The sequence below is a fragment of the Trichocoleus desertorum AS-A10 genome, assembly GCF_039962155.1.
In the GTDB taxonomy this organism is placed as follows: Bacteria; Cyanobacteriota; Cyanobacteriia; order FACHB-46; family FACHB-46; genus Trichocoleus.
This window is the reverse complement of record NZ_JAMPKN010000005.1, coordinates 73,276-90,169: the sequence shown is the minus strand read 5'-3', so window position 1 is coordinate 90,169 and position 16,894 is coordinate 73,276. Positions and strand designations below refer to the sequence as shown.

11 protein-coding genes and 1 tRNA gene are annotated in these 16,894 nt (G+C 48.0%); 8 read left to right on the top strand and 4 right to left on the bottom strand.

Features of this window, described 5'->3' with window-relative positions; genetic code table 11:
- Window positions 1-8 precede the first annotated feature (8 nt).
- A complete protein-coding gene (locus NDA01_RS10050; protein WP_190555393.1) occupies window positions 9-341 on the bottom strand; it encodes a DUF565 domain-containing protein in 333 nt (110 codons plus the stop codon).
- Between the two features lie 222 nt (window positions 342-563).
- Here NDA01_RS10050 and NDA01_RS10045 point away from each other — a divergent pair, with 222 nt between their 5' ends.
- From NDA01_RS10045 to NDA01_RS10030, 4 genes are all read left to right on the top strand, one after another.
- Entirely contained in the window at window positions 564-1,223 is a 660-nt protein-coding gene (locus NDA01_RS10045) for a hypothetical protein (RefSeq protein WP_348227842.1), read from the top strand.
- A 142-nt stretch (window positions 1,224-1,365) separates the two neighbouring features.
- A complete protein-coding gene (locus NDA01_RS10040; RefSeq protein ID WP_348227841.1) occupies window positions 1,366-3,228 on the top strand; it encodes an ArnT family glycosyltransferase in 1,863 nt (620 codons plus the stop codon).
- Complete coding sequence (locus tag NDA01_RS10035) at window positions 3,225-4,838, top strand: ArnT family glycosyltransferase (RefSeq protein ID WP_242065623.1); 1,614 nt, start codon at window positions 3,225-3,227, stop codon at window positions 4,836-4,838. The genes NDA01_RS10040 and NDA01_RS10035 overlap by 4 nt, the downstream gene beginning before the upstream one ends.
- Before the next feature lie 81 nt (window positions 4,839-4,919).
- Window positions 4,920-6,029, top strand: a complete 1,110-nt coding sequence (locus tag NDA01_RS10030; protein ID WP_199300257.1) for an LptF/LptG family permease — start codon at window positions 4,920-4,922, stop codon at window positions 6,027-6,029.
- A gap of 3 nt (window positions 6,030-6,032) precedes the next feature.
- Here NDA01_RS10030 and NDA01_RS10025 read toward each other — a convergent pair whose 3' ends face one another.
- A complete protein-coding gene (locus NDA01_RS10025) occupies window positions 6,033-9,641 on the bottom strand; it encodes an ATP-binding response regulator (protein WP_348227840.1) in 3,609 nt (1,202 codons plus the stop codon).
- A gap of 593 nt (window positions 9,642-10,234) precedes the next feature.
- On the opposite strand from NDA01_RS10025, the gene NDA01_RS10020 reads away from it, so the two are divergent.
- From NDA01_RS10020 to kaiC, 3 genes are all read left to right on the top strand, one after another.
- Entirely contained in the window at window positions 10,235-11,170 is a 936-nt protein-coding gene (locus NDA01_RS10020; protein ID WP_348227839.1) for a circadian clock protein KaiA, read from the top strand.
- 69 nt (window positions 11,171-11,239) lie between these two features.
- Window positions 11,240-11,557, top strand: a complete 318-nt coding sequence (gene kaiB, locus NDA01_RS10015) for a circadian clock protein KaiB (protein WP_190438414.1) — start codon at window positions 11,240-11,242, stop codon at window positions 11,555-11,557.
- Window positions 11,558-11,645: 88 nt separating this feature from the next.
- Window positions 11,646-13,214 (top strand): circadian clock protein KaiC, encoded by a 1,569-nt coding sequence (kaiC, locus tag NDA01_RS10010; RefSeq protein WP_190438417.1) that lies wholly within the window; start codon window positions 11,646-11,648, stop codon window positions 13,212-13,214.
- A 150-nt stretch (window positions 13,215-13,364) separates the two neighbouring features.
- Here kaiC and NDA01_RS10005 read toward each other — a convergent pair.
- Window positions 13,365-13,437 (bottom strand) — tRNA-Arg (locus NDA01_RS10005).
- A gap of 392 nt (window positions 13,438-13,829) precedes the next feature.
- On the opposite strand from NDA01_RS10005, the gene NDA01_RS10000 reads away from it, so the two are divergent.
- Entirely contained in the window at window positions 13,830-15,449 is a 1,620-nt protein-coding gene (locus tag NDA01_RS10000; protein WP_348227838.1) for a DEAD/DEAH box helicase, read from the top strand.
- An 84-nt stretch (window positions 15,450-15,533) separates the two neighbouring features.
- Here the strand turns inward: NDA01_RS10000 and NDA01_RS09995 are convergent, their stop codons facing one another.
- Window positions 15,534-16,649 carry a murein hydrolase activator EnvC family protein gene (locus NDA01_RS09995; RefSeq protein ID WP_348227837.1) on the bottom strand — a complete coding sequence of 372 codons (1,116 nt, stop codon included), beginning with the start codon at window positions 16,647-16,649 and terminating at the stop codon, window positions 15,534-15,536.
- Window positions 16,650-16,894: the final 245 nt, after the last annotated feature.

The window sequence follows — 16,894 nt, the reverse complement described above, 5'->3', positions numbered from 1 at the left end:
AATTCGATTTAACTGCCAATCTTGAAAGCCTCAATGAACATGCCATAAATTAAGCCAAGCTTAGTGGCGTTCAAGGCTTCTAGCAGCAGTGATTGCGTTGCCCCCCGACGATTGCTGTAAACAATTCGGCTAATTGCTTCTGTCAACGCCATCAAGATTGCGGCTGCGACAATGTCCCATGTGGCTGCTTGTCCAGTTGTAGTTGGAATGGCGGTGCCGAGGAAGATACCGAAGAGAACGCTGATTACCAGCAGCGATAGCCGTCGCCAAGGGTTACGCAACCACCGTCCCAACTGACCTAGCACTCCATCTACGAGGTTGTTTAGGCGGGTGTTTTGCATAAATGACGCAGGCTCCAAAAGGGTGATGCGGCAGAATCTCAAAAAAATATCTTAGTGACAAAGTATATAACTCCTGTGCAGGTGCAGATTGCCTGAAACAGGGGAGTGAGGTGGATGGTATGAATTTGCGGCATGCGTGTTGCAGCGTTTAGTGGCGTAATAAATTCCAACGTAAGAGTTTTCGATGACTGGGGTAGGGGGCACACCATGGAGCGGGGGCAAGTGAACAAGCAGATGAAATCGATCGCCTATCCGATAGCTGCGATCGCGGGGACAGGGTTAGTTTTGGGCGCAGCGGCTTTAGCTTTGGGTTGGCTGGAAGTAGGGATTTCGATTAGTCCTGTAGGACCAGATGCCTCTGTGATCTTAGGAGCCGTTCCACTCACTCAGAAGTCAGCTACTGAAGTCGCCATGCGATCGACTACAGGTAATCCTATTGTGTCCTCTCCGGAGGCTGATCCCCGCGTTCAGCAGGGTACAGCTCCAACCCAAGTTGCTGCTAACAGTAGCCCGGCTCGCTTGAATGCGACTCCTAATCCTGGCGGCTTGCGAGTGAGTAACACCACCGATCATCCAGTTCGGGTCGCTCTGCTAGCGCAACAACCTCTAACCAACTCTGCTCAAGCTTCTTTAGCGCCTACTGGTAAGGCACCCGTCTACGGCCAACCGGCTCATTGGGATTTTGCTCCCGGCGAGGGCAGCGCTCAGGGTTTAGCTTTGTCCCTGCCAGAAGGAAGTTTACAACTGAAAAAGGGAGATGTTTTGGTGGCGTTCGCCCAAGATGGATCGCGCCGTTACTGGGGACCTTATGTCATCGGCGAAACTGACCAACCCCTATGGAATGACCAAAACTCCGAGTGGCAATTAAGCTTGCAACGTTGAGCCAATCTTGAGTGAATCTCAGGCAGCTACGGTCTGCGATCGCTTGAGAAGCTGAAGTCTTAGGTTGACGGATGGGATGATAATACTGGAGAACTTAAAAACCAGTTCTATCGTCCCTAGTATTGCCTTGTTGACATTTTGGATGAAATTGAGTGTGGGCCGCCGTATTGCAGATTTGTTGAAGCGTGACGAGAAGCAGCGTTCAGCGCTCATTTGTGCTTTAGCGATCGCTTGGTTACTGTTGATTGGCTGGATTGCGTTTTTTGGGCACTTGGGCAGCATTGGCTTAATTGATGAAACTGAGCCGCTGTTTGTGGAAGCTGCACGCCAGATGACGGTGACAGGTGATTGGATTACGCCCTTTTTTAATGAGGTGCCTCGCTTTGATAAGCCGCCTCTGATTTATTGGCTGATGGCGATCGCCTTTAAAGCCTTCGGGGTGAATGAATGGGCGGCTCGGCTTCCCTCAGCCTTGGCAGGATTTGCCTTGAGCTGTTTTTGCTTTTATACGCTGCGTCAGTTTGGCTGGCCTCACAGATGCTCAAAAGCTAGGGCTCAAGAGCTACCAGATCACTCATTAGAGTTTTCAACAGCACCGAAGCAGACTAGTGACGTTGGACGAGATTGGCAACTGTGGCTGACGGCTGGGCTAGGGGGCACAATGGTGGCGCTGCATCCCTACACGTTCTTTTTTGGACGGACGGGCTACTCGGATATGTTGCTCAGCCTCTGTATGAGTGGCTCATTGTTAGCTTTTTTTCTCGGATATGCCCATACCGAGGACCGCAACATTCAAACTCGCTGGTATTTGACTTTCTATGTCCTGATTGGGCTGGCGGTACTGACGAAAGGGCCTGTGGGAGCAGTATTGCCTGGGATGATCATCACTGCTTTCCTGCTCTACGTCGGTCACTTCAAAGCAGTTTTACGAGAAGTAAAACTCGGTTGGGGGGCTTTGATTGTTTTAGGGTTAAGTGTGCCTTGGTTTGTGTTGGTGATTTTGGCTAACGGGCAAGCCTACATTGACTCGTTTTTTGGCTACCACAACGTAGAACGGTTTACCAGCGTGGTGAATGAGCACAGCGGCCCCTGGTATTTTCACTTTTTGATTGTGCTGGTTGGCTTTTTGCCTTGGTCCGTGTTTCTGCCAGCCGCGATCGCCCGTCTGCAATTTTGGCAACGTCGAGCTTGGCAACAGCAACCCCGCTCAACTCATTTAGGATTGTTTGCTGGCGTTTGGTTTGCAGTCGTCTTAGGGTTCTTTACGATCGCTGCTACGAAATACTTCAGCTATGTGCTGCCTTCCATGCCTGCTGCTGCGATTTTGGTGGCGCTGTGGTGGAGTGAGCAAATTGCCCAAGCGGAAATTGGGCAGCAACAATCACGCAGCTTAAAGCTCAGCACAATCGCGGGGATCGGTTTATTTGCTTTGCTAGCAGCCGCTTGTTTCTATAGCCCTAACTGGTTGAGCGATGATCCTACAATGCCTAATTTGGGCGCGCGCATGGAACAGGCAGGCTTGGCAAGTTGGGGCGCAATTATTTGGGGGATTAGCGCGATCGCTGGGCTTATCCTGTTACTAAAACGGCAAGCACAATGGTTTTGGGGCGTTAGTTTGATTGGGTTTGCGGCATTTCTGCTCTGGTTCGTGACTCCTATGTCCTTCCTTGTGGACGCGGAACGGCAGTTACCCCTAAGAGAAATGGCGGCGGCTGCCGTCCAGGCGGAAAAGCCCCAGGAACCGCTACTAATGATCGTGCGCGGGTTTCACAAGCCTAGTTTGGTGTTTTATACAGAGCGACCCGTCAATTTCTTGATGAACCCGGAAACAGCCGCACCCGAAATTCAGCAAGCGATCGCTCAACCCACTGTTCCAGCTTCTGCCTTAGTGATTACTTCGCAAAGAGCTTTAACCAGATCGGGTTTGCAGCCTACGCAATATCAGGCGATCGCTCAATCTGGAATTTATCAACTGATTCGGGTTTCCAAAACAGGTCAGCCATGATGCAGGCAGCACAAAAGTGGCTAACTTCCCGGTTGAATCAGTGGGTAGTTTTTTTGCTAGTTGGGGGATTGCTGGTACGAGCCACGATTGCAGCTTGGCTCTATCCTGGTTTTGATGAGGCTTACTACTACCTTTATGTGCTCCACCCAGACTGGAGCTATTTTGACCATCCGCTGCTGGTGGCTCTTAGCACTGGGTTTGGGCCTTGGCTTACAGGGATAGTTTCCCAGTTCACGATCCGGATTGGGACGTTGCTCCTTTACACCGGAGCCTTAATATTTTTGTACTTAACTAGTGCCACGCTGTTCTCTGCACAAGTGGCCACCCTAACCCTGGCGATCGCCACTGCCATTCCGATCTTTCAGGTAGGCTTTGGCACTTTGACTGTGCCCGACACGCCGCTGATGTTTTTCTGGGCAGCCACCCTCTATGTCGCTGCTGGGGAATTTTTTCGGGTTCCGGAAAGCTATCGGCCCAGTTGGCGATTGGCGTTGATTAGTGTTTTGGTCGGTTTGGCCTGCTTAGGCAAGTATCACGGATTTCTACTGGGGTTCGGGTTAGTTGGGTTTTGCTTAACCAGCGATCGCCATCGCTCAGCCCTCTTTTCCCCTTGGATGGGTCTTGGTTTAGCGTTGTTTGCTGTCACTCTCTCCCCCATGCTTGTGTGGAATTGGCAGCGAGATTGGGTTTCATTTCGGTTCCAATCTGGGCGAGCAGTTCCCAGGGATCAGTACGATCTACTGGCTCTCCTCGGTACCTTTTTGCTCGGAGTTGCTTACCTATTTCCCACCTTTGGCTTTCCTCTGTGGTGGGTAACGCTGCGTCAGGCGGGCAAACAAATTATGCAGCCTTGGCGACGCAAATCTGGGATTGATCTCAATTTGCATAGCAAACAGCGGTTTATTCTTTGGATGTCTTTGCCCGTTATCTTGGTGTTTACCTTGATTGGCGGTTATCAGCAGATTTTGCCAACTTGGCCGATGCCAGGATTTTGGGGTGCCACTTTACTGTTGGGTTATCAAGCGGCTCTATGGCAGAAGCAAGCTCCGCGCGCCGTTCAACGTTGGCTAGTTGGGTCTGGGACTACCATCATTACTTTGATGTTGATTGCGCTGCTGCATGTGGCGTTTGGCATTGCTCAAACCACCAGCAATTATGCTTTTTTGGGGGGAATGTGGTCTCCTAAGGAAGATTCCTCTACACAACTAGTAGATGTGCAGCAGTTACGTCGAGGTTTCGCCGACAACCCCACGCTACGAGCGGCTTTGCAAGAGACTGATTTTATCTTTACCAATCGCTATTTCTTAGGTGGACAGATTGCGATGGCTTTAGAGCCTCTGGAACCTAAACCCATTGGTTGTTTATGTGAAGATCTGCGCGGCTTTGCTTTTTGGTCCAAGCCAAATGAGTGGGTTGGTAGAGACGCGCTCTACATTACCTCTGAGCGGTTCCAGGGCAAAACTGGGTTGGCGAAATACCAAGGCTACTTCAGCAGCATCGAAAAAATTGCCGATGTCCCGATTCGGCGGGGGGGTGCGATCGTCCAAGTCTTTTACATTTACCGAGCGAAAAACCTACTTCAGCCTTACCCCCGACCCTATGGAAATTGATCGCCCTCAATTTGTTTTGCCACATTACTTAAAATTCTTACTTACATCTCACCTGAAAGTTAAGGGCAAGGAGTCATTGGGATGGGTTTAAAGCCTTCCATCATGGACCGCTATCTCATTGCAGAATTGCTGCCACCTTTCTTATTTGGGGTAGCCGCTTTCTCGGCGATCGGTTTAGCAGTAGGGGTCTTCTTTGACTTGGTGCAGAAGATTACAGATGCTGGGATTCCCTTCGCGACGGCTATACAGATCTTTTTGCTCCAGGTGCCAAACTTTGTCACCCTCTCGTTTCCCATGTCAATTTTGCTGGCCACCTTAATGGTTTACAGTCGTCTATCGGGGGATAGCGAAATTGTGGCGCTGCGGGGTTGCGGAGTCAGCGTTTATCGGCTAATGGTGCCTGCTTTGCTGGTCAGCTTGATTGCGACTGGCATGACTTTTTTCCTCAACGAGTTGGTAGTTCCCAGCAGTAACTATCAGGGAGAAATTTTATTAGAAAAGGCCTTAAGCCAAGATAAGCTGGCATTTCAAGAGAAGAATATTTTTTATCAAGAGTTTTCGGGGAAAAAACTGGCCCGCATTTTTTATGCCCATGACTTCGATGGTCAGCGCATGCAAAATTTGACTATTCTTGACTTCTCAAAAGAAGAGTTGAATCAAATTGTAGAAGCCGAATCGGCAGTGTGGAATGCGCAGCAGAGCACCTGGGATTTTGCCAATGGCACCATTTACATTGTGGCACCGGATGGTTCGTCGCAAAATTTGCTCAAATTTGAGCGCCACCAACTCCGCTTACCCCGTGCACCTCTAGATTTGGCGAATAAAAAGCGCAAGTCAGATCAAATGAATATTGCTCAGGTGCAAGAACGCTTGGCGCTTTTAGAGCAGAAAGGGGATGAGAAAAAAGAGATTCGTAAGTATAGGGTACGAATTCAAGAGAAACTAGCCCTTCCCTTCATCTGCGTAGCGTTGGGTCTGGTCGGGGCGGCTCTAGGCACTACCAGTCGTCGTACTAATACGTCTACTGGCTTTGGCATTAGCATCTTGATTATCTTTGGCTACTATTTAATTGCTTTTGTGAGTAATGCCTTAGGTGAAACAGGAGCATTTTCTCCCTTTTTAGCCGGCTGGTTACCGATCCTCGTGGGCCTGACCGCAGGTGGGGGGCTACTGATTCGCGCTGCTCGATAGCAGTTAATCAGCAACTTGGTGAGCTTGGGACAGGGCTTGATAAATTTGCTCTAACAGCTCTTCTACAGGTAGGGTCGAGGGGAGAATCTGAGTTGCGATCGCCCCTAAAACTGTGGTCAGCTCCACCATATCCGTCATGTCCACCATGTTTGTCATTGCTGCGGCTTCTAACAAACTGGGTTCAGCACAGGGTGGTGTTTGGTTCGCAAGCTGCCGTTGATCAAGGACCAAGATGGGAATTGGTAACTGTAGTTGGTTGAGAGTTTCTAGGGCCTGAAGCACCACTGGAGAAGTGCGATGACCTCGTAGGCAAATCAGTAATAAATCAGCGCTTTGATGCTGTAACTGTCGTAGCGCTTCCGCCCATGAGTGACTATGGAGACCTCGTAAGCCTGCTGTTTGCAGATATTGCACTAAAGCTTGTAACCAATCTGCATCCTTGAGCGTGGTTGAAAGATTGGCTGCTAGTTCAGGGGCTGAGCTGGCAGTATCGGTGACTAAATCAGGTAAGTGTAACAAGTCCACCACTAAAACGCTGGGTTGCCAGTTGAGTCCAACGGCCACTTGAATTGCCTGCATTAAAGCGGCTGCTTCTGAATTAGTTGGGTCCGAATTTGTGGTCAAGTCAAAATTGGGAGCGGCTAAACAAGGAAAAACGGATAGACCTGGTACTTGGTTTGCGGCTTGGGTAGCGGCTTTGGTGAGTGTCACTAACGGTAGGGAGGCTAAAGCAGTCTGTTGAGCTAGCGTTTGGAAATAGCTAGGCAACTCAGCGATCGCCTGGTCGATTAAGAGCACGTCAGGCCGCCAAACTCGCGCTAACAATTCAGCTTGCTCTAGATCATCAGCTTCTAAAATGCGGTGATGATGTTGCTGGAGTAAGCTACTGAGCCTGCTGATGACTCTGGAAGCTGGATTTAAAGGGTTAGATGCTTCGGGCGTTGAGATCGAGGGCGATGAAGTTGATTGCCCTAAGCCATGCTGCATTGAGTCTGATGGCATAGAAGCTTCAACACTACTCAAATAAAGCACTGTTAATCTACGAGTTGGATGCGTGGCTGAGTCTAAGTTGGCAACTGAGGTAGTCAAGTGAGCCAGATGATCTTGTAGGGCTTGGCTCTGAATGGGTAAGCAAAGAAAACCATCGGCCTGATAACGGGCTGCTTGAGCTTGTTCAGCCTTGGTCGCAGTGATCACGACTGGAATATGGTAAGTTTCTGCATCCGACTTCAATAGAGTCAGCACATCCCAACCCGAAAGAAGGGGCAGTAAGGGATTGAGAAAAACAATACAGGGTTGCAGGCGTCTAGCTTTTTCTAGAGCTTCGGTTCCAGAGCGGGCGATCGCCACTCGGTAGCCTAGACTAATAAGCTCATCCGCTAATCCTTCAATGAATTGAGCCACCGATTCTACAATCAACACCAAGCGATTGTGGCTGGAGTTATCGCGCGATGGCACACCTAGGGTTGGTTGGGGAGGGCTTGGGGGTAGGAGCAAGGTAAACTGGCTCCCTTCCCCCTCTTTGGAAATAAACGTGACATCCCCTCCATGCAATCGGGCCAATCGCTGGGTGATGGCTAACCCCAATCCTGTCCCTTCAAAACGACGAGTTAAGGGATTTTCCAGCTGCTGGAATTTTTGAAAAATTAGATGCTGCTTGTCTGCCGCAATTCCAATGCCTGTATCAGAAATGGTGAAGACAACCCAGCCTTCCCAACGGCTGACTTTCAAGCTGATTTTGCCACTAACCTCGGTGAACTTGATGGCATTGGATAGCAAATTAACCAGCATCTGTCGCAAACGCACTTCATCGGCCACAATGCTCTCCAGATCAGACTCAATTTCCAGAGTGCAGGGCACCATTGAAGGTGCTTCGACCATATGCTCAACTAAGGCTTTTTCTTCAGGAAATTGCAGTTGATACGCTTGTTCAAGAGCGCGATCGCAGGTTGACTTAAGGCTGACAGGAGCGATCGCTAGCTCTAGCTGACCCGTTTCCATCCGAGTCAAATCTAAGATGTTATTGACCACCGTCATCAAGTGCCGCCCGCTTTGATAGATGAGGCTGGCATAACGAGCCTGACGCTCATTTAGAGGGCCTAGCACCTGATCTTTCAAGAGATTAGATAAACCTAAAACCGCAGTTAGCGGAGTTTTTAGCTCGTGGCTAATACAGGCCAAAAATTCGTCTTTTAAGAGGTTGAGCTGGACTAAATCAGCATTCTTCGCGGCTAAAGTGCGGTTGACCTGTTGGTCTGTATGGTCTTGAGCTAGCACCAACCATAAAGCTTCCTGAGGTGAGAAGCTTGGTAGCGCAGGGGGCGACTGGCCCAAAGTACCAACAGGGCTTGTGCCTAGGTCTGCAAGTTGAAACGGTGAAGTCGAGGTGGTGGCTATTGGAACGGGCTGTGATTGCTGCTCGTTTGGCTGATCCCCAATCCAAGTCGATAAATCAAGCAGACTTCTACTAAATTGCCAAATCCGCTCTTGACCGTTGTCAGTCGGGCAGGTGCAAATACAACTATCCTCTGCTGCTCCTACTTGACAGTGATATTGCGCGATTGAAGAGGCAAAGAATGACAGCAGTCCAGCTTGCTGCTCAGATGAGGAAGTGCTAAGGGGAGACTTGGAGGACCATTTGGCGAAAGATGCTTGCTGTAGCTTCAGGGGAGTTCCCGGTTGGGCTCTAGAAGACAACAGTTGTTGATTGAGCAAAGTGACGCCAGGATGCGTTTGGCGGAACTTGGCACTGCCCGAGCGCATGCGACCAATCTGTTGGTTGAGTTGTGTGGAAAGCGATCGCTCTGCTTCACTCCAACCCTTGGCCTTGTTGGTTATGCCTGCAACATCTTGGGGCCGAACCGTAGGCGATCGCTGCCAAGTGGGAGAATGGTTCGGTTGGTTAGTCCCAGTAGCGGACTGTGGCCATGCCTCAGGATCAACTTCTGGAATATTCGGTTGAGAGTGCTGGTTGGGCGAACCGCCAAACTCAGAAAGCGGAGAATCTACTGTAGTGTTAAGAATCGTTCCAGCCGCTTGTCTAAGTCTTGTTAGCTCCGAAAGCTCCCCAATCTGCTGTTGCCAACATTGATTGTGATGTAAAACTCGCCCTGTGCTAGTTTGCACCATCAAAGGCAAAGGGATCTGCTCTAGAAGTCGGATTAAGAGAGCCAGAGGCTGTATGGGTGCCGAGGTAGCCGATGGAGTTACAGGTGGCTCGGCCAATTCTCTTGCAGTTGTGGCGGTGACGTGGGTTGCTGTAGGGCTGTTGGGTATGACCTCAGCGCCAGGGGTAAGTAGGGGAGCCAATAACTGCAAAAGCCGTGAATAATTCAGTAGTCCTAGAAACTCTCCGGCTAAATCTACTAGAGCCCAAGCCTCAGCAGGTCGCTCTGCTGCCTTTAGATGAGACCAGAATTGACTCAAGCTCCAAGCAGCAGGTAAGGTTGATAATGGCGTAATAATCGGTAGATCAACTGCTGATATAGGTTGATGCAGATTGAGTGTTGCGATCGCACTCGGTTCTACTCCGTCCATCGGCTGCTCCCGTCCCAAGTAGGAAACTAGAACAGGCCAATTGAGCAAGCCAATCGGTTGTTTTCTTTCATCCACGACGACTAATCGCTCGCAGCTCGCTTGATTCAGAAGGCGCAAAACCGCTGACACAGTAGCAGACTGGGAACAGGTTGGAACTGATTCAATGAACGAACTGAGAGGAGTCGTGTGCATTAATTAATGGAGACTAGCTCCAATGGGTTGGCTCGGTAGCAAGGGCAGTAAGCTGAAGCGATAAATGAGTCCCTATTGAATGACTAGTTCTGTTTGATGGAAGCAAAGAGCAATGGTGGGATACAACAATGCAAAATTGGTAATCTACTGTCTGTAGATCAAAGCTATCACCTAATAAATATTTGAGATCAGTGATTGGTTTGGACCTGACCAGGCTATGAGCTTCGAAAATTCCAATTCTGACAGTATTGCTTCATTATGGCGCTCCTCAAGAAAGCCCAACGGAATAACTAATTACAATTGATTACGGTTGTTGCTGCATTTGGAGTTAAGATTGGTTAAGATTGCTCCCTGCTTTGACGAAAAATTCTCTAACTTTCCTTAACTCATTGCTTTTGTTAATTATTATTTTTGGTATTGCTAATAAGACTTAGTAGTAATTTGTATCCACTTAGTTTTTTCAAGCTGGCGCGGTTGTGTATCCTCAACTGTCAATTTCAACTCTGCTGAATTCTGGTGACCTCGCTCAATCTCTAACTGCACTCTTAAGTGGCGATCGCTACAGAGTTACCCAATTCAGCTCTGAAAAAGAGTTGTTTGATTTTATTGAGCTAGAAAAACAACAGATTGACTGCTTAATTTTGCAAGCAAGCTCGAACCTCAATTCTCTCGTTGAACAGCTTCAAAGACGAGCGATCCTATTGCCTGCTGTCGTACTGAAATCTGAGACAGCGACACCAAGTCACGAATCTGAACAGTTGGGAACTCTAAATCATACTGAATCAATTCCGCCTGCGCCCAATACTGCCCAAACGCATCAAACCAGTTTAAGCTGCACATATCACGTCGCAACCGTAGAAGTATCGATTACTCAGCTCGATCGCATGGTTCAGTTGATCCACCAAGCGATCGTTCAGTTCTTAAAGTTGTCGCCGACGCACCACACTCCCAGCCTCCAACCTGCTTCCGACGTTGTGGTTGAGCTAACTAGCCAAAACTCTCTAATGCTGCAACAGCGGCGTTTAACTGAAAAATTGAAAGAGCGGTTGGGGTATTTAAGTGTTTACTACAAAAGAGAACCCAAAAACTTTCTGCGATACTTGCCCCCCGACGAAAAACAAAAATTTTTGAAAAAGTTGAAGTCAAACTATAGCAATATTGTTTTAATCTACTTCTCTGGGGAAGAGCAACTCAACCAAAAAATTGATGACTTCGTTAACATGGCTTTCTTTGCAGATGTTTCAGTCTCGCAAATCGTGGAAGTTCATATGGAGTTAATCGATGAATTCTCGAAGCAGTTAAAACTAGAAGGCCGAAGTGATGACATCTTGCTCGACTATCGTCTCACCTTAATTGATACAATTGCTCACCTATGTGAGATGTACCGCCGCTCCATCCCCAGAGATTTCTAATGATTTTTTGTCTATCTCTGTTTTTAGAAACCATTGCTTAAGCCTGCTAGAAGTGAGTAGACCAAATTCATGAGTTCCCTGAAAAAAACTTACATTCTCAAATTGTATGTTGCTGGCAATACCCCCAATTCGATTCGAGCTTTAAAGACTCTCAATAATATCCTGGAGACAGAATTTCAAGGAGTCTATGCTCTGAAAGTGATTGATGTGCTAAAAAATCCCCAACTAGCCGAAGAAGATAAAATTTTGGCTACTCCAACCCTAGCTAAAATTTTGCCACCGCCTGTCCGCAAAATTGTGGGGGATTTGTCTGATCGTGAGAGAGTATTGATTGGCCTAGATCTCCTATACGATGAGTTGCACGAGGATGATTCTAACTTTGAGTAATCCCTAGAATTGAGTTTTACTGATCTATCTTCTCTCCCAGAAAAGCTGAACTTTTAGAGCAGACTTCAAAAGCTAAACTTAAAAGGCTATGAATCCAGATAATCAAACTCGAAAGAAAGAAGATCTATTATCAGTAGGGGTCAAAAAAATTCGCACTATGATAGAAGGCTTCGATGACATCAGTCATGGAGGTCTTCCGGTAGGCAGGACTACATTAGTTAGTGGTACATCTGGAACCGGTAAAACCTTGCTGGCAGTGCAGTTTTTATATAACGGAATTACTTTATTTGATGAGCCGGGTGTCTTCGTTACTTTTGAAGAATCTCCTGCGGATATTATTAAAAACGCTTTCAGTTTTGGGTGGGATCTCCAAGAACTAATTGATGACGGCAAGCTTTTCATTTTAGATGCCTCACCTGATCCAGAAGGTCAGGATGTGGTTGGCAATTTTGATCTTTCTGCTTTAATTGAACGTATTCAATACGCAATTCGTAAATACAAAGCTCGGCGGGTTTCGATTGATTCTGTTACCGCTGTATTTCAGCAGTATGATGCAGCCTCGGTGGTACGGCGAGAAATTTTTCGCTTAGTGGCCCGCCTAAAACAGTTAGGCGCAACCAGCATTATGACAACTGAGCGAATCGAAGAGTACGGCCCCGTCGCACGCTTTGGGGTGGAAGAATTTGTGTCCGATAACGTCGCGATCGTCCGCAACGTTTTAGAAGGTGAACGGCGGCGGCGCACTATTGAGATTCTGAAACTGCGTGGCACGACCCACATGAAAGGGGAGTACCCATTTACCATTACAAATCAGGGTATCAATATCTTCCCGCTAGGTGCTATGCGGCTTACCCAACGCTCTTCTAACGTACGAGTCTCCTCGGGGGTCAAGACACTAGACAGAATGTGTGGAGGTGGCTTCTTCAAGGATTCGATTATTTTGGCGACTGGAGCGACAGGTACAGGCAAAACTTTGTTAGTGAGCAAGTTTTTGCAAGAAGGTTGCATGCGAAACGAGCGGGCCATGCTGTTTGCTTACGAGGAGTCGCGGGCTCAACTTTCTCGTAATGCTTATTCTTGGGGAACTGATTTTGAGGATCTAGAGCAAAAAGGCTTATTGAAAATCCGATGTGCTTATCCGGAATCAGCCGGGCTAGAAGATCATCTTCAAATTATTAAGTCAGAAATTGCTGACTTTAAACCCACGCGGATTGCTATTGATTCTCTCTCAGCTTTAGCCCGTGGCGTCAGCAATAATGCGTTTCGTCAGTTTGTCATTGGGGTGACAGGTTTTGCCAAGCAGGAAGAAATTACTGGCTTTTTTACAAACACCACTGATCACTTTATGGGGTCGCATTCAATTACTGATTCTCACATTTCTACGATTACTGACACGATCTTGATGTTGCAGTATGTAGAAATTCGGGGTGAGATGGCGCGAGCGATTAACGTCTTTAAGATGCGTGGCTCCTGGCATGAGAAAGGGATTCGAGAATATACCATCAGCGAACAGGGACCAGAGATTCGAGATTCTTTCCGCAACTATGAAGGCATTATCAGTGGTTCGCCTACTCGCGTAGCCTTCGACGAGAAAACAGAGTTATCTCGGATTGTCAAAGGCGTGCAGGATAAAACTGAGAGTGATTTAGAACTGTAAAATTTAGGTTGTGAAGCATAGACTGTAACATCTCCACAACCTAGGTTTTGGCCTCAAATTTCCAAAAAACATATCTTGGCGAAATGCTTCTCTTTGCAGAACTAGAGAAGCATTTCGCCAAGATCGTTTAGTTTGTCGCTTCAAATAAAGCGAGCATGGAGGGATTCGAACCCCCGACCCTCAGGACCGGAACCTGATGCTCTATCCACTGAGCTACATGCCCTAATTTCCTTTGTAATTGTATCACGTAAAGCGATCGCAAATCAGAAAAATCTGAAATCTGTGGACTAACAGCGGCCAATAGCTCACTCAACCTCTAGCCCAAATTTGACAGCAAGGCTGATCTGAGTGATCTGCAGAATTTTTGAAAACTTAAAAATTTCTCCGTTATTTGCTATTGCGGCGGGGCATGTTAAGCAAAGCTGCCGTGTAGTTTTCTGCTGATTAAAGGTTTCAATATTGTCTGTGTTAAAGCAGCTTTTTCAACTAAAAGTAACGCTAAAACTACTGAAATTATTTCGAAAAATAACTAAGCAAGCTTGATGTGAAGAAGGCTTCTGAACTTTTTCTGCTAAGTTTCGCTGGGTTTTGCATCTACCCTGATGAACGTAAATTATGACTCACCAAACTACTGTCGAAATCTTGCCAGTCACATTGCCACGAGAAATTCCCGAAGGAACTGCGGCTAATAGCCCAATTCGGGTAATCCAGAACTTAGAATCGCGAGTCAAAGTTTTAGATGAAGAACAACAGAAAATTGCTTTTGAATATCCAGATGGCCCTCAGCGGCTTCGAGGATTAGCAGGGACAGGAAAAACAGTTTTGTTCGCTAAACGAGCAGCCAAAATCCACGCCGAGCATCCGGATTGGAATGTTGCTTTTATCTTTTTTACGCGATCGCTTTACCAACAAATTATTGAAGAACGGATCGGGCGCTATTACCAAGAGCTGACGGGCAGAGCGCCAAACTGGGATAAGCTCAAGGTTTTGCATGCTTGGGGCGCTAAAGATCAACCCGGTTTTTATCGTACTTTGGCGATCGCTGCTGGCATCAAGCCCAAAAATGTAAAAGATGTAGAACAAGAAATTGGTAAGGTTTCACCTGCTCAAGCGTTTGAGTATGTCTGTAATGGTTTGGAGCGGCAATTAGTTCCGGTGCCTTATTTGTATGATGCAGTTTTTATTGACGAAGGCCAAGACCTGCCGTTTGCTTTTTATCGGCTAGCTCGCAACACCCTAACGGCACCGAAGCGCCTGTATTGGGCTTATGACGAGGCGCAGGGAATGGGTTCCTTAACGGTGCCAGAACCTGCTCAAGTTTTTGGCCGTGAGGCGGATGGGTCTCCAGTTGTAGATTTAGGTTTGGGACGCAATCACTCCTTTTTCTATGAAGGAACAACAATTCGTAAGTCTGAAAATCTCAATCGCTGTTATCGCACGCCCCAACTGCTACTGATGGTGGCACAAGCCGTCAACATGGGGTTACTAAGAGCTGAGGGACCGCTGCAAGGAGTGAGTAATCAAGCGGAGTGGCGAAAGCTAGGTTATGAGGTGCTCGAGGGTGACTTTACCGAGGCTAGTGTTAAGGCAGGGCAACAAGTGACGATTGCCCGACCTGCGGATAAAAACCTGCATCCGATTGACCAAGAAAATTTTGAAGCGCGGGAAGCGATCGCGGAGTTGCTAAGTCTGCAAACCTTTGCCGCAGAAGCCGAAGAACAAGAATGGATCGCGCAGCAAATTGTGAATGACCTACGCCACGGCCTTCAACCCAGCGATATTTTAATTACAGCTTTGGTTGGGGAGAATGAGAAACAGTATTGGCAAAGCTTTCAAGCCAAACTGACCGCCTATGGTGTCAAAGGTTTCGTAGCGGGTGGAGAGCCAAATCGTAATGAATTTGTGCGACCTGGACAGGTGACTTTAGCCAATATCCATCGCGCCAAAGGCAACGAAGCTTGGAAAGTCTATGCCTGCCGCTTTCACTGTGCCACTCGGCCTCTAGCTTGGAAACAAGAAAGCGAACTACATAAGCGCAATGAAGCGTTTGTCGCTTTAACGCGATCGCGGGTTTGGTGCGTAGTCACGGGATTGGATGACCCCATTTTTGGGGAGCTACGCCAAGCCAAAGCTCAATACCCTCAGCTCAGGTTTCCAGCGTTTAACAAAGCATCGCTGAGACGAGTCAATGACGAACAAAGTAGCGAAGCTGAACTGGAGCCAGTTGCTGGATAGCTATTCTACTCGTGCGATTCAGCGAATCTGGCTCCCCTTCCCTGAAGGGAAGGGGCTGGGGGTTAGGTCGCGTTTATTCAGGCATCAAAAGTAATCCATCGGTTCTACAGGTTCTCCAGCTTGCCGGACTTCAAAGTGTAGGTGGGGACCAGTGGAAAGTCCTGTAGAACCAACGGATGCGATCGCTTGACCCCGTTGCAGCACCTGTCCCTCAGCTACATACAGTTCGCTAGCGTGCCCATAAAGGGTGGTGATGTCATTGCCGTGGTCGATGACTACAGCGTTGCCGTAGCCGCCATACCAACCTGCGTAAATCACAATTCCAGCATTAGCAGCCCGAATCGTACTGCCATAGTCCGCACCAAAGTCAATGCCAGAGTGAAACCGCTCATAGCCTAAAATCGGATGCGTCCGCCAGCCAAAGCTACTGGTGATCGGGCCATCACAGGGAACGCTCATCAGACCTGTCCCCCGAATCACGATGCTGCCTCGCCCTGCTGCGGCATCTTTGGCTCTTTGTTCAGCCACCCGCTGCAAGATCAGTTGAGTTAAATCCTCGGAATCTTGAGCTAGTTGGGCTTCTGCCGCCTCTAAAGCCGATTGGTCGGAGCGGAGCCGCTCCACTAATTCTTGTTCTGACTGGGTTTGAGCTTGCAACTCTGATTGTTGGGCTAACAATTGCTGAGCGAGGAGGGCGATTTGATTTTTTTGCTGTTCCACTTGCTGCTTTTGGGCTACAAGATCGCGAGACTCAGCAGTAAGTTGAGCTAAAGCGTTGCGATCGGCTTGGTACACCTTTCTCAAACGGTAGCGACGATCTAAAAAATCATTCAGGTTTTGGCTTTGTAGTAGCACTGCCCAACCTTGGCCTCCTTGCTGACGCTGGAGAAATCGTAAGCGAGCTACTGCCGCAGACTGGCGTTTCTGATAAGTGCGTTCGGCGATCGCTAAATCTGCTTGCAATTCTTTGAGTTGCTTCTTGGCTAACTGCAACCGATATTGATTGTCTTTGATTTGCACATCTGTCACTTGCAGGTTTTGGCGAAGCGTGCCAATCCGACTCTTGGCCGCTTTTTCCTGTTTCTGAACGCGATCGCGCTCTTTTTGAATCTCTGAGCGTTGCTTTTCGACTGCTTTTTGCTGCTCTTGTAATGTTTCTATCGCCCCATCGGTTTGAGCCACCGACTGAGGAACTTGCATGAACGCTGTGGGAGTCGCGTAGGTTGGAGCCGCTAAACCGCTCAGCCAAAAGCTGCAAATTAAACTGAAAACCAGAGCGCATTTAAACCACTTGGCCAAACTGAGCCAAGCTCGAAGACTATTAAGGTTGAGGAGCTGAATCAACGTCACATAAATTAGGGCAAGCGGGCCGAGATAGAGCAGGAAAACTGACCTACTACTAGTAGCAGATTTTCAGGTTAGTCGTGTCACTTTTTAGTTGGCTT